This is a genomic window from Lysinibacillus sp. LZ02 (assembly GCF_050613145.1).
In the GTDB taxonomy this organism is placed as follows: Bacteria; Bacillota; Bacilli; order Bacillales_A; family Planococcaceae; genus Lysinibacillus_B.
The window spans coordinates 1,847,529-1,865,929 of the sequence record NZ_CP192507.1; the positions used below are offsets into that span (position 1 = coordinate 1,847,529).

Below are 18,401 nucleotides of genomic sequence, written 5' to 3' on the forward strand. Positions count from 1 at the left end.
CTAAAAAGAAACCTTACACGGAGAGAGAAAAATTCCTCTTTTTGAACAGAAAATGAATATAATCAAGCCTTTTTAGAGAATTTATCGTATATCAAAATTGATTGGTACACGTCTTTAGGGTGTAGTCATCTGTGAAAAACAATAAATTCTTCTTTATCGTGATAGCAATAAAAGGTGACGTGCAATTTTTTTATATGAAGAATCACACGCTCACTTCAAAAAACGACTAAACCTCAATTGGTCGTTTTCGCTATGTGACACAATCTAGGAGGTATGAAAATAATCCATTTTAATTGTTCTTGGTTACAATCTAAAGCGAAGTCATTTTTAGTTATAGTGAAGATTGCATGGAGATGTAGCGATTCAAGACGAGTCGTTCATCATGGAAGAGCATCAACCGTATGAAACAGCGGAATCAGTAGGTTCAGGGGAGTTGCTACTGAAACAAAATTTTAGTATAACGAATGTTCTTTTGACAGTTTTTCAGCAGTCTATTATTTTGTTGACAGTAGTATCCTTGCTATAGTGGGGAAAACATCAATCGCTATAGTCGAAATATTCGATTAACAATACATAATATCCGACGCTAATAAAAGTTTTTTTCATTTTTCTGCGAAACTTTATAAAAAAGTTAACGTCTTTCCTTTTCGGAAGGCATGCAAACTGTTAATATGTTATATAGCATGCAATGCAAGTTAGAGAGTGGTGAAATTCAATGGATGAACAAAAACGAGAGGAAGAAATGAAGGAGCAACCAGTAAAGCCAGCGGGGAAGTTTTTACGTATAAAGCCGTTTGCACTGATCATGCTAATCTTCCTAACAATTTTATTAACAGCAGGTTTAACAATTTTAGCTCTTACATTTGGTGACAAGAAAGTGGTAGAAGTAAAAGTCCCTGTAGAACGCGGGGAATTTACAAGATTATATGATGCGTTTGATGAATTAAAAGATAATTATTATGTTGAGATTGATGAAGAAGCAGTTATCTCAGGTGCGATTAATGGCATGTTTGACGCACTAGATGATCCATATACAGATTACATGAATACGACTGAAGCAAGTCATTTTAACGAAGGTTTATCTTCAAGCTTCCAAGGAATTGGAGCAGAAATTCAAGAACGTAACGGCTATATCGTGGTCGTATCGCCAATTAAAAATTCACCGGCTGAAAAAGCGGGACTTTTACCGCAAGATATTATTTTATCTGTTGATGGTGAAAGTATTCAAGGGATGACAGCGACGGAAGCGGTGTTGTTAATTCGTGGTGAAAAAGGAACACCGGTGACATTAACGGTACAGCGCGGTGAAGCAGAGCCAATGGAAATGACCATTGTGCGTGATGATATTCCAATTGAAACAGTTTACGGTGAAATCGATGACGATAAAATGGCTCATATTCAAATTACATCATTTAGCGAGCAAACATATGACGAGCTTGTAGCCATTTTAAACGAATTAGAAGCACAAGGTATGGAAGGTATTGTGTTAGATGTACGCCAAAATCCCGGTGGCTATTTAACAGCAGCGATTGATATTGCAAGTTTATTCTTGGAAGAAGGTCAACCAATTATACAGGTGCAAGGTCGTGCTAGTGAGCCGGAAGTATTTAAAGCGGAAGGCGGCAAAAAATTTACGCAACCTGTTACCGTGTTAATTGATGAAGGAAGTGCCTCTGCCTCTGAGATTTTAGCGGCAGCACTACATGAATCGGGTAATGTTGAGGTCATTGGCGTGAACTCGTTCGGTAAAGGAACGGTACAAACAGTCAGCTACTTAAAAGACGGTTCTAACTTAAAGTTCACAACAGGTAAATGGTTGACACCAAAAGGGAACTGGATCAATGAAAAAGGGGTAACACCTACGATTGAAGTACAGTACCCAAGTTATGCGTCCTTATCATATGTTGACCCGGCAACTGAATTGTCTTCGGGTATGAATAATAAAATGATTGAAGCAGCAGAAGGCATGTTAGAAGCTTTAGGCTATAATCCTGGTGAAGTAGACGGAAAATTTGATGCGAATACAGCAAGTGCAGTAAAAGCACTCCAAAAAGCACAAGAGCTAGAACAAACAGGTATTTTAGTTGGAGACACGACATATGCACTAATGGATGCATTACGTGACAAAATTAAACAAGAAGATCCAATGGTACTAAAAGCAAAAAACGTGCTATTAGGAACTGAAGAAGCACCAGCTGAATAATGGTAAAGGAGCCGTCTGAAAAGGCATTTTCAGATGGCTCCATTGCGACCACCGCAGGAGCAATAGTTCTTAGTAGATATTGATCAAAAAAGTGAAGGGGATGTCAGAAAAGTTTTCGCTTTTCTGGACACCCCCTTTTCTATAGAGGAAGTGTTTACATTGAAAGACGTATATTTATTTAGTGGTTTTTTAGGTAGCGGAAAAACATCCATGTTAACAGATGTCATTCGTCAATTAAAGGAGCAAGGGTTAAAACCAGCTGTTATCATGAATGAGTTGGGGAAATTAAATTTTGACTCACAAGCAGTAGAAGAGGATGTGCCTTTAAAGGAAATGTTAGAGGGCTGTATTTGCTGCTCAGGGGCAGAAAAAACAGAAGCACAAATTCAATCGCTCTTACATGATGCGCAGTTTGATGTACTTATTATTGAAACAACAGGCGCAGCCCATCCGGTAGAAGCATTAGACGCGGTATATTCACCGCTCTTTGCCAATCAGTTGAATATTAAAGGTATTGTGACGGTCGCTGACAGCAAGCTTTGGTTAAATCGTACAACGTTATCCCCACAAGCTCGTTCGCTATTTCTAGAGCAAATCCGCCATGCACATTTATTACTCGCTAATAAGACGGATTTATTGACAGAAACGGAGCAGGCGCAAGTGGTATATGAGCTACAGAGCTTTAACCCGAATGCTTTTATTTTGCAAACAACGAATGGAAAAGTGCCGTTTTTGTTGTTACAAAATATGCAATCGACTGTACGGACAGATAAAAGTGAAATCGTCTCTGCAAAAATTGGGGCAAGCTTTAATTTAAGTTCACGTTTAGTGGAATTTACTGAAAGTTTTACACAAGAGCAGTTTGAAGAGTGGGTACGTAGCTTGCCACAATCTGTGTACCGCATGAAAGGGTATGTACCGATTCAAGGGATTAAAAACCCGATGCTATTTCAATATGCTTACGGCATGGTGCAGTGGCTACCTGAGTACATTAAAATGCCAGCAAACCTTGTGATCATTGGTGAAAATATAAAAGACTTAACGATTATTGGAACGGAAAGTTAGAATAATTGTTTGAAGGCGTATAAATCGGAAAACTTCATATGTGTAATTTTGTAGCGAGGGCAATTATTGTCCTCGCTTTTTTAGTCAAAAGTATATAGTTTTATTTTGATAGAACCATGTTGTAATGACCGTTAATCGGTATTAATACATTGTAAATGGTTTGTTGGCGCTGCATATTATGCTACAATTGTCGTTGTGATTAAAAAAGGCATAACATATAATTAGTATTAGTTGTAATGTATAATCCAAAAAATATTATGCATATGAACAATAGCCTAAAATAACCGAATTTTACGCAATGTATATTTTCGTTCAGCCAAACATATTAAACGGAATAGAAATGCCGACATGACATCTGCATATTAGTAAAGATGTGTGTCTTTTATGATGAAATAATAAATGATGATAATTAGTGGATTTGTGGAAAGAATAGGAGAATGTTTGTGAAAGATAAATCAATTATTTTAACTGGTGGAGGGACAGCTGGGCATGTTTCGTTAAATGAAGCCATCATACCGACCTTGTTACAGGAGGGCTATAAAGTACATTATATCGGCTCACAGGAGGGGATTGAAAAGGAATTAATCAAAAATGCCTTTCCTGAAGTACCCTATCATGAAATTTCGAGTGGGAAGTTAAGGCGTTATTTTTCAATGAAAAACTTTACCGATCCATTTCGTGTGTTGGCAGGGGTTGCGCAAGCTTTTTCGGTGATGCAAAAAGTAAAGCCGACTGTTGTATTTTCAAAAGGGGGATTTGTTTCAGTTCCTGTCGTGATTGCGGCTAAGTTAGCTAATGTCCCAGTCGTTGTCCATGAGTCGGATGTAACGCCTGGATTAGCGAATAAATTGGCCCTTCCATTTGCATCGCATATTTTTACTGTATTTAAAGAAACGATGCAGCATTTACCAAATGACAAGGCAACGTGCACAGGCTCTATTATTCGCCAACAGCTATTAGAAGGCTCGAAAGCGAAAGGTTTGGCATTATGTCAATTTGATAAATCTAAAAAGGTGCTACTCGTGATGGGGGGCAGTTTAGGCTCTGTAGTCTTAAACGAAGCGTTGCGTGACAATTTACAAACGTTATTAAAGGACTTTCAGATTATTCATTTATGTGGTAAAGGAAATGTAGATGAAAATTTACTAGAAGTCCCAGGGTATAAACAGTTTGATTATGTAACGGATGAGTTACCACATTTACTATATGCAGCTGATTTCGTCGTTTCTCGGGCAGGCTCCAACTCCATTTTTGAGTTTTTAGTATTACGTAAGCCGATGTTACTAATTCCGCTATCAGCAGCCAAAAGTCGTGGTGACCAAATTTTAAATGCGCAGATTTTTAAAAAACAAGGCTTTGCGCATGTATTAGAAGAAGAAGCGTTAACAAAAGACAGCTTTATGAAGTCAATTGAAGACTTGATTCGAGATGAAACACAAATGATTGATAAAATGCTTGATGCGGAGCCCCCAAAAACACCTAGTGAAATGGTGACATTAATTACTCAATATGAAAAATAAATGATCCTGATTTTTTATTCTTCATTCAGGCATGAAAATTTCAGTGAATCGTGCGTGTGTATTTTGAAAAAACTTCATCATGTTTTATAGAAAAAGAGCAATCTTATGTCAAAATGGAATGTACATAAGATTGCTCTATTCTTATAAAAGTGTTGTGCATTCAGAATGCCTCTTTTGTGCAACACTCGGTATTTTCACATTGCTTGTTCTTCTTCTTCTGCACGTTCATGCGCAGTTGTTAAATAGAATAAGTCTTTAGGAATTTTAAATAAACTATATTTTAATTCACCTGCATTGATTTCTTCATATAATGCTGGGTGACATTCACGGGCACAGAGAACATACGGGAGTTTTAATGCGGCAGCTTTGGAACGCTCATTTTCTTGGCGGATGCGGAGGAAGACAGTATGGAAGTTATAGTTATAAAATAACTCCGTTAGGAACAAGTATTTTGCTTTTTGATTATAGCCTTTTCCTTGGTAGGACTTACCTATCCATGTACCAAGAAAGCCGGCGCCGTCCTGCACGTCAAAAATGCTTATTGTTCCGATTGGTTGCCCCCAATCATCCGTAATTGTGCGGGAAATGGTTTTCCCTTGTTGTTCTTCTTCGATTAATTGTTTGGTCATAAACAAGTATTCCTCAGCAGAAGTTGCTTTTTGACGAACATAAGGAAATACAGCAGGGTGTGAAAGTAAATTGTATAGCTCTGTTGTTTCATGAAGATCTCGCTGTTTTAACATGCAAAACGCCTCCTTTTTAGGATAGTGTAGCCTAGGGTCAGGCAATGATTTCGAACTTGATTCCAACCTAAAAGAAATAGACGTCGAACTATCGTTTTACCGTTAGTTTCCCCTCTATCTTGCTTATGAAAACACAATATCGAAATAGTATTTTGTGCTTTCAGTTTACAACAGAAATATTACCTAATGCAATATAATAGCTCGTAAAAGAGTAAATTTTATATAAATTGTGAATTCAATTCTGAATTATGTGAAAATGATGTATCACTTTTATTGAATGAAGTTCTATTAAACGATAATATAATTATATATAGTGTGGAGGAGATAGATATGGATATTACTTTATTAAAGGTACATGGTTCGGGTAATACTTTTTATCTGTATGAAACAGGTGATGAGAACGAGTTCGACTGGCCAACACTTGTAAGCTGGTTATGTCATAAAGAGAATGAAGATGGGGCAGATGGACTGCTCATTGTTTGCCCTTCTCGTGTAGCAGATGCTAAAATGCGTGTAATCAATGCAGACGGATCTGAAGCATCGATGTGTGGTAATGGTTTACGCTGCGTCGCTCGTTATGTGTGTGAAAAATTAGGTGTAGACGAAGCGGTCATCGAAACAATGAAAGCGAACTTACGTGTAAAAAAGGAGCAACCGTTGTTTAAGCAGTTACCAACTTATTCAGTAGAAATTTCCCCTGTATCATTTGCGCTATCCTCATTACCAATGTGGTATAAAGACCAAGATGTGATCATGAATGAAGTAATTGAAGAGTTTTCACCAACGATTCAATTTACAGCTGTATCTGTACCGAATCCACATGTAATCGGGATTGTAGGCGATTATTATATTAAGCATAAGTCTCACCATTTTTTATTAGCACAATACTTAAATTCAGAAAATGAATTTTGCTATGATGGGGTCAATGTAAGTTATGTGTATCCGATGACATCGGACAGTATTTTTGTCCGGACATATGAGCGCGGTGTAGGATTTACAAATGCATGTGGGACAGCCATGACAGCATCGGCACTAGTAGCAAAGTTACATGGTATTGTGGAATCTACTAGTGTCACAGTGTATAATCCAGGCGGCTTCGTAAAATGTATCGTTCAACAGGAAAACGAACGCTATCAATTATTACTAATTGGGAATGCGACAGTTCAATCAATTTACAAATTAGAGATATTAGGGAATAATTTAAAATGGTTACAGACTCAATCTACTAATGAACAAGTGGAATATGAAGAATGTATCCAGTTTGTAGAGAAGCAAACGAAACCATTTTTCAATTAAGTATAAAGAGGTAGGTGTAATGATGAGTCAACCATTACTTTCGGAAAAACAGTTCAATATGTTATTCAGCAAAAGTAAGGACTTTGTATTTTTGTGCAAAAAATTAGGCAATGATTACACCTATATTTATACAAATCCAGCAGCTAGAAGTATTTTTAATGAAGAGGTTATTGGTAAAAAGCTAACAGAAGTACGATCTGTTGAGCTGACTAATTTAATATTGAAATATTACAATTTGGCGTTGGAGCTAAATGAGCAGCAAAGTTTTCAAGATTATATTACTTTTGAATCGGAAGTACGGAAATATGAAACGACAGTCCTTCCGATTATTCATCATGAACAGCAATATATATTAGCGATTACAAAAGAGATTGCTTTTGAAAGAGATTTACAAGATAAGTATTTATTTATGCGTAATATCTTTTTCAAAACGCTTATGTCAACAATATTAGTGTCCAAAGATTTGAAATTACTAGAGGCAAATTCAGCATTTATTCAAACGTTTAATATCGATATGCAAATCATGCGTGGTAAACACTTTTTAGATTTGAATTTCATTGATGCAGACACAATGGAGGAATTACAGCAATATTTAGTTGAAGCTCAACAGGGCGGCATGTTCGCCACAAAATTGGTGCACTTTATCGATAGAGAAGGTGTGAAAAGAAGTTTTACAGCCACATTTTCCCCATTAAAGCAAGAAAATGAAGTAGTGGCCGTGTTCATCATTTTACAAGATATTACAAAGTATTTTGAGCAAGAGCAAATGTTGCATCAAACATCCCACATTTTAGAAACGTTTAAACGGGCAATGGATTCAGCAGCCGATATATCCATCACGAATATAAATGGAAAAATTGTGGATGTGAATGAACGATTTTTAAAGCAAACGGGTTATACACGGGAAGAGATTATCGGTAATACACATCAAATCGTGAATTCTCGTTATCATCCGCCTGAATTTTTCCAAAATCTTTGGGCCACAATTCGGAGTGGCAATGTATGGCATGGAGAAATTTGCAACCATGACAAGTACGGTGTAACGTATTGGAACGAAACGACAATCATTCCGTTAAATGATATAGAGGGCAATATTACGCAATATTTAGGGATCCACTTTAATGTTTCGGAAAAGAAGCGTGTCATGACGCAACTGCGCAATATTGAGCGTACATTCCGCGTTATTACTGAAAATACAAATGATTTAATCATCATAACGGATGAAGACGGTATTATAAGTTATGCATCGCCTTCATATGTGCGCTTACTTGGTTACGAAGAAGAAAAATTACTTGGTAAGTTTTATGCGCAACTATTGGCCGAAGAGAGTGTCCCGAAATGGCAAACCGTTCTTGAGGGGTTTCATGACAATACACGTGAACAAAAGGTAGAGCTTAAATTACAGGGGAAACACGGAGAACTGTTTTGGACAGAAGGGCATTATAAGGTTGTCTATAGCAACGATTACAATGGAATGAATCAGCTTATTATGCTTTCTCGAGAAATTACAGAGCGTAAAAAACGCGAAAGTATTTTAATGTTTATGGCGTACCATGATAGTTTAACAAATTTACCGAATCGTCGTTATTTAGATAAGGAATTTCCACATTTACTCGAAAAAGCGCGCTCAAAATATGAGTCGATTGCCATTGTGTATATTGATGGGGATAATTTTAAAGAAGTGAACGATTGTTATGGGCACGATGTGGGAGACCAATTTATTTGCCAGTTTAGTAATGCGTTAATAAAAAGTGTGTCGCTTGATAATTTAGTCGTTCGTGTAGGTGGAGATGAATTTGTTGTGATCCTAACGAACTTATCTAGAAATAAAGAGACTCGCACAGAACAAGTTCAAACTTTTATTGAGCACGTTCGCATGCAGCTTCACGAAGGATGGGCGATAGGGGAGCACTATTTCCAAACTACAGCTTCGATGGGCGTCGCATTTTATCCAGATCACGGCGAAAAGTTGGAAAAGCTAGTGGACTTAGCCGATCAAGCTTTGTGTGAATCAAAATCAATACAAAAAGATAGCTACAAAATTTATGATTAGATTTTGTATGGAAGTTGGGGATGTATGAAAAGCGAAAGCTTTCCAAACATCCCTTTTTGCATATCCAAAGCGCTTTTCCTCCAGTAGTGGTATATTAAGGTATCACCACCCAGTTTGAAGTGCTTGAATTTTTTATCAAAAGGAAGAAGTGTTATGAAAAAAATATTAATTGTAGAAGATGAAAAGAGTATTGCGCGTTTTTTAGAACTAGAACTTCAGCATGAACAGTTTGAGGTGACGGTTTGTCATGATGGAAGGAATGGATTAGAAACGGCTTTAAACGGAAAATATGATTGTATCTTATTGGATGTCATGTTGCCAGGGCTGAACGGGATTGAAGTGTGTCGTCGCATTCGGAAAGAATCAGATGTGCCAATCATTTTATTAACAGCACGTGACGCGGTATTGGACCGGGTTGCAGGACTGGATGCAGGAGCAGATGATTATATTGTGAAGCCGTTTGCAATTGAAGAGTTGTTAGCCCGTATTCGAACAATTTTTAGACGCATACAGCCGAAACTAGAGAACGTTCAAAAATTAATCATTCGGGACTTATCTATTGACACGACTGCTTATGAAGTGATTTTTGAAGGACGGAAACTTGAACTGACGCGAACAGAGTACGATTTGTTGAAATTGCTTGTAGAACAAAAAAATAAAGTATGTACACGAGAACTTATTTTAGAACATGTATGGGGATATGAAACGGAAGTTGAAACGAATGTCGTAGATGTTTATATTCGTCATTTGCGAGCCAAACTGAAAACGGAAAAGAGCCCATATATTGAAACTGTTCGTGGAGTAGGGTATGTGATGCGTGAATGAACATAAAGGATCGGTTAAAGCACCAATCTTTAAAAACAAAATGGATGCTAACGACAGGAGTGGCGATTTTAATTTCATATGCTGCCATTTGTATCGTTATTTTCATTGCACTACATACGTGGTTATTAGCCAATGAAGAAAAAAATGCACTTCGGACAGTGGATGATATGTCATCGTTTTTTGCTTCGCAAGGTTTAACTGTTACAATACAGGATCTTCAAAATCAAACCGGGTTAATGAAGGCGATTTTAAATCAAGATCAAACTGTACGTTTATATCAGCTCGATGGAAAGGAAATATTACAAATTAATAATACGTCACCTGCTGCCAATTTAGCTATTTTCTTTTCATCGCCAAATGAAACGATTATCGATGAAACGACTTTAGATGGGCGAGATGTTTACGTCATGCATCGGCTTGTGCATATTGGACCGATACAATATGTGTTACAACTTGTGCATCCATTAACAGCGTTCCAATCCATCATGAGGTATATATTCACAACGATGCTCATGATGGGGGTGGGGGCAGTATTGTTAGCTGCGATTATTAGTTACTATGCATCTAATGTGCTGATTAGGCCACTTCGCCAGCTGCGTAATTCGATGATAGCTGTGAAGGAGCAAGGCTTTGAAACACAGGTTGATTTTGAGTATGATGCGAAAGATGAAATAGGCGATTTACTTAGGATCTATGAATCGATGCTCCATGAGTTGAAAATTTCGTTTAACAGGCAACAGCAATTTATATCTAATGCGTCGCACGAGCTGAGAACTCCTATTCAATCAATGGAAGGCCATTTATCGTTAATGAAGCGCTGGGGAAAAAATGACCCTGACGTATTGGAGGAGTCACTCGATACAACACTAAATGAGTTGGCACGTATGAAACAGATTATGGAAGAGCTTCTTCAGCTTGCTCGAAAAGAATCAATAGCAGAAAATGCTAGTACGGATGTAGAAGCAGTCGTTCGGCAAGTATCGACAGAATTGCAGTTTATTTATGAAGAAGTAACGTTTGATACAAGTGTTGTAGGACAGCCTAAGCATGCAGCAATATCGAATGAAGCATTATTACAAATTATACGAAACCTATATGAGAATAGTATTCGGTACAATGGAAATATGCCCTATATTAAAACGATGATTCATTATGAAAATGATCATGTTTATATTGAAATTTCTGATAATGGTATTGGCATTGCGGAAGAACATCTGCCGTATATATTTGATCGCTTTTATCGTGTTGATGATGCGCGCGTACATGTAGAAGGTAGTACAGGGCTAGGTTTAAGTATTACGAAAATGCTGATTGATAAGTATGGAGGAGAAATTGAAGTGCATAGTCAAATGGGAAAAGGTACCGTATTTTTACTGCGCTTAACCATAAAAATGTAACAAATTGTACAATTTTTTTTTGTTTTTTAATTGTTCGCGAAAAAAATTGCTTATTTTGCTAAAAAGAGTTGTATTTTTTGTGAAGAGTAGTAAGATTGAGATGGAAAAAACGTTCTTGTGTGCAAAGTATTATGAATAATTTCATAATGGCACGTAGAATGGTAAAATATTATACAGATTTATTTTAATTAATAAATGGAACTGCCGATAAGGCACAAGTTGGAGGTTATTTTTCATGTCGAACAATGTATACTCTGCAGGTTCCCCTTGGTCAGCATTTGCTGGTCCAAACTTAGGTTATGTTTTAGAGCAATATGACCTATACCTGCAGTCTCCTGAAGAAGTAGAGGCAGAATTAGTCGCGCTATTCCAAAGTTATGGTGCACCACAAGTAGAAGGTGTTGATGTAGTTGTTCAAGCAACTGGTGCAACACAAGGTGACTACCGAAAAGTATTAGCAGCAGTACGCTTAGCTGATGCAATTCGTAGTTATGGGCACCTAGCAGCAGATCTTTACCCATTAAAAGACCGCAAATTAGATACTTCTCGTATTGATGAAAGCGTATACGGTTTATCAGCAGCTGATTTAGCTGAAATCCCAGCGAGCGTTTTCTTTAAGGAAGTACCTGCTGGTGTGAAAAACGGGAAAGAGGCTATCGACTTCTTAAAGTCTGTATATGCAGATAAAATTGCATTTGAATACAACCAAGTATCAAATGATGAAGAGCGTACTTGGATTCAGTCACAAATCGAATCAGGTGCATTAAAGGCAGCACTTTCAAATGATGAGAAAAAATCGATTCTTGAACGTTTAACACGTGTTGAAAACTTTGAAAAGTTTATTCATAAAACATTTGTAGGCCAAAAACGCTTCTCTGGAGAAGGTTTAGATACACAAATTATCTTATTAGACGAAATTTTAAAAACAGTCGAAAAGGACAATTTAGAAAATGTTCGTATCGGTATGGCACACCGTGGTCGTTTAAATGTATTAACACACATTTTAAATAAACCATACGACATGATGTTCTCTGATTTTGCTCACGTTTCAAATGATTTATTCTTACCAGAAGATGGTCGTTTAGAAATTACAAAAGGTTGGACTGGGGATGTAAAATACCATATGGGTGCATCTTACACTCGTGACTCTGGTATGAATGTTAAATTAGCTTACAACCCATCACACTTAGAAGTGGCAGCACCAGTAGTATTAGGTACAACTCGTGCAGCTCAAGATGATACAACAAAACCAGGCGCAGTGGAATTCAAACCACAAAAAGCTTTAGGTATTATTATCCATGGTGACGCTGCATTCCCAGGACAAGGGATTGTAACAGAAACATTAAACTTTGCGAAAACAGAAGGGTTCACTACTGGTGGTACAGTTCACATTATCGCAAACAACATGATTGGTTTCACGACGGAACATTATGATTCACGTTCTTCTGTATATTCTTCTGACCCTGCAAAAGGCTATGAAGTACCAGTTATTCATGTAAACGCAGATGCACCAGAAGCAGTAGCACAAGTAGGTCGCTTCGCTGCAGCGTACCGTCAAAAGTTCGGGAAAGACATCGTAGTTGACTTAATTGGTTATCGCCGTTACGGTCACAACGAAACAGATGACCCAACAGTAACAAACCCAGATACTTACAAATTAGTAGCGAAACATGATGTAATCCGTGTATTATACGGTACGGAGCTTGCGAACGCAGGTTTAGTAACGACGGATGAGGTAAAAGTATTAGATGCGAAAATTTATGCGGAAATGCAAGCTGCTTATGATCATGTGAAAGCAATGGCTGAAAAAGACGAGCATGCTCATATTGAAATGCCTGAAGAAGTAAAAGTTTCATTCCCTCAAATCGATACAGCGGTTGGGGCAGAGCGTTTAGAAAAAATTAATGAAGAATTACTTCAATTTGAAGCCGGTTTTGAGCCACAAAACAAGCTTGGTAAAATTTTAGAAAAACGCCGTGAAGCTTTCGCGACAGAAAAAATCGATTGGGGTCATGCGGAAACATTAGCATTTGCTACAATTATCCAAGATGGTCACCCAGTTCGTTTTACTGGTCAAGACGCACAGCGTGGTACGTTCTCACAACGTCACTTAGTATTACACGATAAAAACAATGGTCAGTTATTTACACCATTACACCATATTTCAGGTGCGAACGCATCATTTACAGTGCACAACTCACCGCTTACTGAAGCTGGTGTTGTAGGCTTTGAATATGGATATAACCTTGAAAACCCTAACGTATTATCGATTTGGGAAGCACAATTTGGTGACTTTGCAAACATGGCACAAGTAATGTTCGATAACTTTATTTCAGCTGCTCGCTCGAAATGGGGTCAAAAATCAGGTTTAGTAATGCTATTACCACACGGATATGAAGGACAAGGTCCAGAGCACTCTTCAAGCCGTATGGAGCGTTTCTTACAGTTATCAGCTGAGAACAACTGGTTCGTAGTAGATTGCTCTAATGCAGCAAACTATTACCACTTATTACGTCGCCAAGCTACAATGTTAGGCACGGAAGGTGTACGCCCATTAGTTGTTGTTTCACCAAAATCTTTACTTCGTCATCCACTTGCAGCAGCGTCAGCTGAAGAGTTAGCAAATGGCAAATTCCGCGAAGTAATCGAACAACCAACAACGGGCAAAAATGTAGAAGCAGTTGAGAAAATCTTACTTGCTACTGGTAAAGTAACAATTGACCTTGCAGATCGCGTAAAAGATGGTGAAGGCTTCGACCACTTACACATCGTACGTGTAGAACAGCTTTACCCATTCCCAGCAGAGCAAGTGAAAGAAATCATTGCTCGTTATCCAAATGTAAAAGAAATCGTATGGGTACAGGAAGAGCCGAAGAACCAAGGTTCTTGGAACTATGTGCTGGAACATTTATATGAATTAGCTGAAGGTAAAAAAGTTCGTTATGTAGGTCGTCCTGCAATGAGCTCAACTTCTGAAGGCGATGCAGATTCACATAAAACAGCTCAAGCTGCATTAGTAGCGGAAGCTGTATCAAAATAATATAATAAATTTTGTGAATAATGGGCTACTTCCTGAAGTAGCCCGCCCATTTGCTTTATACTAAAACAGCAAATGGTATATCAAAGGAGGATATTAAAGTGGCTGAAATCAAAGTCCCTGAACTAGCAGAATCTATTACAGAAGGTACAATTGCCCAGTGGGTGAAAAAAGTTGGAGATCGCGTAGAAAAAGGCGAATTCATCGTAGAATTAGAAACAGATAAAGTAAACGCTGAAATCATCTCTGAAGAAGCAGGGGTATTACAACAAATTTTAGCTGAAGAAGGCGATACAGTACTTGTAGGTCAAGTAATCGCAGTAGTAGAAGCAGGCGAAGGTGCAGCACCAGCACCAGAAGCACCAGTAGCTGAAGCAGCACCGGCACCAGAAGCGCCAAAAGCGGCAGCACCAGCACCAACACCAGTTGTGGAAGAAACTTCAGGTGAGCGCGTAGTAGCTTCTCCGGCAGCTCGTAAATTAGCGCGTGAAAAAGGCATCAATTTAGCAGCTATCTCACCAGTAGATCCACAAGGGCGTGTACGTGTACAAGACGTAGCAGCACATGGAACTGCACCAGCGGCTCCTGTAGCAGCAGCACCAGTAGCGACAACAGGTCCAGTTATTTTCACACCTGCAGCTGAAACAGATCGTGTAACAATTGAGAAAATGTCTCGTCGTCGTCAGACAATTGCAAAACGTTTATTAGAAGTGAAACAATCAACAGCGATGTTAACGACTTTCAACGAAATCGACATGACAAATATCATGGCATTACGTAAACGTAAACAAGAGCAATTCGTAAAAGATAACGACATCAAACTTGGTTTCATGTCATTCTTCACAAAAGCGGTTGTAGCAGCACTTAAGAAATATCCTTATGTAAATGCACAAATCGTTGGTGACGAAATTCACTTAAATAACTTCTTTGATATCGGTGTAGCTGTATCAACGGAAGAAGGTTTAGTAGTACCAGTTGTACGCGATGCAAATGCGAAAAACTTTGCGCAAATCGAAAAAGATATCGCAGAGTTAGCAGGAAAAGCGCGCGACAAAAAATTAGGCTTAAACGACATGGCTGGTGGTTCATTTACAATCACTAACGGTGGTGTATTCGGTTCATTAATGTCAACACCAATCATGAACGGTACACAAGCTGGTATCCTTGGTATGCACTCAATCGTAAACCGTCCAGTAGCTGTAAACGGCGAAGTTCAAATCCGTCCAATGATGTACGTGGCACTTTCTTATGACCACCGTATCATCGATGGTAAAGATTCTGTAGGCTTCTTAAAAACAGTTAAAGAGTTAATTGAGAACCCAGAAGATTTATTATTAAATTCATAATGAATACAATGAAAGCCTCTAACAAATTTTGTTAGAGGCTTTTTGTATTTTGATATCGTATCATCAGATTGAAAAATAAATGAGAATAATGCAAATTGTTATATTGGTGGTTCATCACCGTAACTTGGGGTTGATTTCCGTTCCAGCTGGGCGCTTTCCGGGGGGCGTCCGATGAGCCGCTTCCCTCGCTACGCTCAGTCCAGGGTCTCATCTAGGACGCTAATCCCCCAGGAGTCGCCCAGCTTCCACTCCAATCAATAAACACTTTATTTCATCAATTCGTAATGAACAAAAAATACAAAAATAGTAAAAAGTATTGAATAGAATAAGTATTGTGACCTTTATACTTCACCACAGTACGTTTCCGTTGTGAAGTAAAGCTTGGCTTCTATGACAATAGTACGCTATGGCAAAAAATGAATACTTCTTCATCATAATCTGTGTTCCACCTATAGCAAACAATTTATGTAGAAGTAGGTAGCACATGGAACGGAGAGCGGTGACTCCAGCGGGAATTGCATGAGCTGAAGGCCCCGCAGGAGTGAGGGACGAACGACGAGGAGACTGAAGCCATGCCCGCGGAAAGCATCCGCTCGGAGTGGAGTGTGCCATGTATATAAGGCAACCCCGACTTTTGGTGATGAACCATATTGGTGAAGACGATTATTCAATTAACCGTATAGTTATATATGCAGAGATAAGAAGAATTAGCGCAGTTGGTCATACAGAAGTGTTAGCTAATCATATATTTTTATGTGTCAGTCGAGATTATCGCGACATTAGTCCTGCTATAAGATTTTACTGAGATGTGAATCAAACACTTGAATTAAATGGAAATATTCGTGGAATTAAGCGTTTTTGAGTATATTTATTCATGTGTCAGAAAAATGAATATTGACACAAAAATTAGAATGTTGTAATATTCTATTATCAATTTAATAACTAAGCCTCACAATCTCGTGAGGTAGAGGCGCGGTATTTATTAGTTTTTCATAGAGTTTAGAGCAAACGATGAAATGAAAGAGAAGGGAATATCGCCGAAGTGTGTTTGTAGGCTCACTACGATACACTGGGTTTGCAATGAATAATTGCAGGACTGTCTTGTTTGATTCTTCCCGTTCATTCAAGGTGTGCTATCTCAATATGGGAACTAGAGGATATGGGCTAATAATAATTATGCGACCTTACGTTCTTCTAAGGTCGCTTTATTTATTGCCTAAACTATCAGAAAAAGGAGAGAATTGTATGAAAAAGAAGCTATTAGTATTAATGGCTGCAATGATGACTATGTTAATTCTTGCAGCATGTGGATCTGATGAAGGGCAAACAGGATCATCGTCAGACGAAAATGGGAAAGAAGAGAGCAATGTATTACGTATTGGAATGGAAGCGGGTTATGCGCCATTTAACTGGACTCAAATGAATGATTCTAACGGTGCAGTAAAAATTGATGGTTCAAACGAGTATGCAGGCGGTTATGATGTAGAAATCGCTAAAAAGGTAGCAGCAGAGCTTGGAAAAGAGTTAGTTATTGTTAAAACTGAGTGGGATGGTTTAGTACCAGCACTTCAATCAGGTGTAGTAGATGCGATTATTGCAGGGATGAGTCCAACAAAAGAGCGTAAAGAGTCAATTGACTTCACAGAAAACTACTATACTTCTGATTTTGTCATGGTAGTAAAAAAAGGTGGCGCTTATGAAAAGGCTAAAACATTAGCTGATTTTACGGGAGCAAAAATTACAGCACAATTAAATACAACAAACTACGATGTAATTGATCAAATTCCAGGCGTTAAAAAAGAAGTGGCGATGGATAATTTCCCAGCAATGCGTGTAGCAGTTGAAACAGGTGCAGTTGATGGTTATGTAGCGGAGCGTCCAGAAGCGATTTCTGCAGCAGCAGCAAATAGCAACTTCACTTATACTGAACTAGAAGAAGGCTTTGAAGTATCTGAAGAGCAAGTATCAGTAGCAATCGGAATTCGTAAAGGCGATTCAAACAAAGATAAAATGAACGAAATTTTAACAGGCATCTCAGAAGAGGAACGCCAAACATTAATGGAAGCAGCGATTGCAAACCAACCAGCACAACAATAATAAATGGAACTAGCCGCACAAATTTTGGCGGCTAGTTCATTTAAAAGACAGTGATACGGCTGTTAGGAGGATTTTTATGAGTTTAGAGACCATTCTCTCAATATTACAAAATAACTGGCCAATGTTTTTACGTGGCGCGTATATGACATTAGCTATCGCAATTATTAGTACAATTATTGGTGCTCTGATCGGATTTTTTATCGGTATTATGCACACCATTCCGGTACGTAAGCGTTCAATTAAAAGTGTAGTACTAAAAGTGTTTAACTTTCTTTTAACGGTTTATGTGGAAGTATTCCGTGGCACACCAATGATTGTACAGGCGATGGTTGTATTCTATGGCCTTTATGCATACGGGGTTGAATTAGACCGGTTTGTAGCAGCGCTTGTGGTTGTCGGTTTAAATACAGGTGCTTATATGGCCGAGATTGTACGCGGTGGTATCGTATCCGTTGATAAAGGGCAATATGAAGCAGCTCAAGCGATTGGTATGAATCACTTCCAAATCATGATTTATGTTGTGTTACCACAAGTAGCACGCAACATTTTACCTGCTACAGGGAACCAATTAGTAATGAATATTAAAGATACGGCTGTACTGAATGTAATCAGTGTAACGGAGCTATTTTTCCAGACAAAATCCGTTGCAGGTGCGAATTTTAAATTTGCGGAAAGCTTCTTTATCGCAAGCTGCATTTATTTAATTATGACATTTACCGCTACACGCTTACTTCGTTGGATGGAGCGTAAATTAGATGGTCCGAATTCTTATAAAGTTGAACAAACGACAACGAAAGAAAACTAATTAGATAAGGGGCA

General features: G+C 38.2%; 13 protein-coding genes and 1 riboswitch. Of the genes, 12 read left to right on the forward strand and 1 reads right to left on the reverse strand.

Annotation, left to right across the window (positions count from 1 at the left end; all coding sequences use genetic code 11):
- Positions 1–382: 382 nt before the first annotated feature.
- The 4 genes from ACQQ2I_RS09005 to ACQQ2I_RS09020 all read left to right on the forward strand — a co-directional run bounded on the left by ACQQ2I_RS09005 (position 383) and on the right by ACQQ2I_RS09020 (position 4,788).
- Positions 383–526, forward strand: coding sequence for a hypothetical protein (locus tag ACQQ2I_RS09005; RefSeq protein ID WP_431030191.1), 144 nt, complete (start codon positions 383–385; stop codon positions 524–526).
- Between the two features lie 189 nt (positions 527–715).
- Positions 716–2,203: a S41 family peptidase gene (locus ACQQ2I_RS09010; protein WP_431030192.1), complete on the forward strand. Its 1,488-nt coding sequence runs from the start codon at positions 716–718 to the stop codon at positions 2,201–2,203.
- A gap of 159 nt (positions 2,204–2,362) precedes the next feature.
- Positions 2,363–3,268, forward strand: coding sequence for a CobW family GTP-binding protein (locus ACQQ2I_RS09015; protein ID WP_431030193.1), 906 nt, complete (start codon positions 2,363–2,365; stop codon positions 3,266–3,268).
- Positions 3,269–3,711: 443 nt separating this feature from the next.
- Positions 3,712–4,788, forward strand: coding sequence for an undecaprenyldiphospho-muramoylpentapeptide beta-N-acetylglucosaminyltransferase (locus tag ACQQ2I_RS09020; protein ID WP_431030194.1), 1,077 nt, complete (start codon positions 3,712–3,714; stop codon positions 4,786–4,788).
- Positions 4,789–4,982: 194 nt separating this feature from the next.
- Here ACQQ2I_RS09020 and ACQQ2I_RS09025 read toward each other — a convergent pair whose 3' ends face one another.
- A complete protein-coding gene (locus tag ACQQ2I_RS09025; protein ID WP_431030195.1) occupies positions 4,983–5,531 on the reverse strand; it encodes a GNAT family N-acetyltransferase in 549 nt (182 codons plus the stop codon).
- Positions 5,532–5,861: 330 nt separating this feature from the next.
- On the opposite strand from ACQQ2I_RS09025, the gene dapF reads away from it, so the two are divergent.
- The 8 genes from dapF to ACQQ2I_RS09065 all read left to right on the forward strand — a co-directional run bounded on the left by dapF (position 5,862) and on the right by ACQQ2I_RS09065 (position 18,387).
- The gene (gene dapF, locus ACQQ2I_RS09030) at positions 5,862–6,827 is read left to right on the forward strand and encodes a diaminopimelate epimerase (protein ID WP_431030196.1); all 966 of its coding nucleotides are present in this window, start codon (positions 5,862–5,864) and stop codon (positions 6,825–6,827) included.
- Between the two features lie 19 nt (positions 6,828–6,846).
- Positions 6,847–8,880, forward strand: coding sequence for a PAS domain S-box protein (locus ACQQ2I_RS09035; RefSeq protein ID WP_431030197.1), 2,034 nt, complete (start codon positions 6,847–6,849; stop codon positions 8,878–8,880).
- A gap of 153 nt (positions 8,881–9,033) precedes the next feature.
- The gene (locus ACQQ2I_RS09040; protein ID WP_431030198.1) at positions 9,034–9,705 is read left to right on the forward strand and encodes a response regulator transcription factor; all 672 of its coding nucleotides are present in this window, start codon (positions 9,034–9,036) and stop codon (positions 9,703–9,705) included.
- The gene (locus tag ACQQ2I_RS09045; RefSeq protein WP_431030199.1) at positions 9,702–11,102 is read left to right on the forward strand and encodes a sensor histidine kinase; all 1,401 of its coding nucleotides are present in this window, start codon (positions 9,702–9,704) and stop codon (positions 11,100–11,102) included. Before ACQQ2I_RS09040 ends, ACQQ2I_RS09045 begins: the two co-directional genes overlap by 4 nt.
- 235 nt (positions 11,103–11,337) lie before the next feature.
- On the forward strand, positions 11,338–14,142 hold the full coding sequence (locus tag ACQQ2I_RS09050; RefSeq protein ID WP_431030200.1) for a 2-oxoglutarate dehydrogenase E1 component: 2,805 nt from the start codon (positions 11,338–11,340) through the stop codon (positions 14,140–14,142).
- A 98-nt stretch (positions 14,143–14,240) separates the two neighbouring features.
- Positions 14,241–15,485 carry a 2-oxoglutarate dehydrogenase complex dihydrolipoyllysine-residue succinyltransferase gene (gene odhB / locus ACQQ2I_RS09055; protein WP_431030201.1) on the forward strand — a complete coding sequence of 415 codons (1,245 nt, stop codon included), beginning with the start codon at positions 14,241–14,243 and terminating at the stop codon, positions 15,483–15,485.
- A 957-nt stretch (positions 15,486–16,442) separates the two neighbouring features.
- A riboswitch (Lysine riboswitch) is annotated at positions 16,443–16,629 on the forward strand.
- A gap of 101 nt (positions 16,630–16,730) precedes the next feature.
- Positions 16,731–17,582: a transporter substrate-binding domain-containing protein gene (locus tag ACQQ2I_RS09060; protein WP_431030202.1), complete on the forward strand. Its 852-nt coding sequence runs from the start codon at positions 16,731–16,733 to the stop codon at positions 17,580–17,582.
- Between the two features lie 76 nt (positions 17,583–17,658).
- Entirely contained in the window at positions 17,659–18,387 is a 729-nt protein-coding gene (locus tag ACQQ2I_RS09065) for an amino acid ABC transporter permease (RefSeq protein ID WP_431030203.1), read from the forward strand.
- Positions 18,388–18,401 lie beyond the last annotated feature (14 nt).

What these genes read in the sequence shown, in the direction of transcription:
- ACQQ2I_RS09005 (WP_431030191.1), top strand. Translation starts at nt 383, where the DNA reads ATGGAAGAGCATCAACCGTATGAAACAGCGGAATCAGTAGGTTCAGGG.
- ACQQ2I_RS09010 (WP_431030192.1), top strand. Translation starts at nt 716, where the DNA reads ATGGATGAACAAAAACGAGAGGAAGAAATGAAGGAGCAACCAGTAAAG.
- ACQQ2I_RS09025 (WP_431030195.1), bottom strand. Translation starts at nt 5,531, where the DNA reads ATGTTAAAACAGCGAGATCTTCATGAAACAACAGAGCTATACAATTTA.
- dapF (WP_431030196.1), top strand. Translation starts at nt 5,862, where the DNA reads ATGGATATTACTTTATTAAAGGTACATGGTTCGGGTAATACTTTTTAT.
- ACQQ2I_RS09035 (WP_431030197.1), top strand. Translation starts at nt 6,847, where the DNA reads ATGATGAGTCAACCATTACTTTCGGAAAAACAGTTCAATATGTTATTC.
- ACQQ2I_RS09040 (WP_431030198.1), top strand. Translation starts at nt 9,034, where the DNA reads ATGAAAAAAATATTAATTGTAGAAGATGAAAAGAGTATTGCGCGTTTT.
- ACQQ2I_RS09045 (WP_431030199.1), top strand. Translation starts at nt 9,702, where the DNA reads ATGAACATAAAGGATCGGTTAAAGCACCAATCTTTAAAAACAAAATGG.
- ACQQ2I_RS09050 (WP_431030200.1), top strand. Translation starts at nt 11,338, where the DNA reads ATGTCGAACAATGTATACTCTGCAGGTTCCCCTTGGTCAGCATTTGCT.
- ACQQ2I_RS09060 (WP_431030202.1), top strand. Translation starts at nt 16,731, where the DNA reads ATGAAAAAGAAGCTATTAGTATTAATGGCTGCAATGATGACTATGTTA.
- ACQQ2I_RS09065 (WP_431030203.1), top strand. Translation starts at nt 17,659, where the DNA reads ATGAGTTTAGAGACCATTCTCTCAATATTACAAAATAACTGGCCAATG.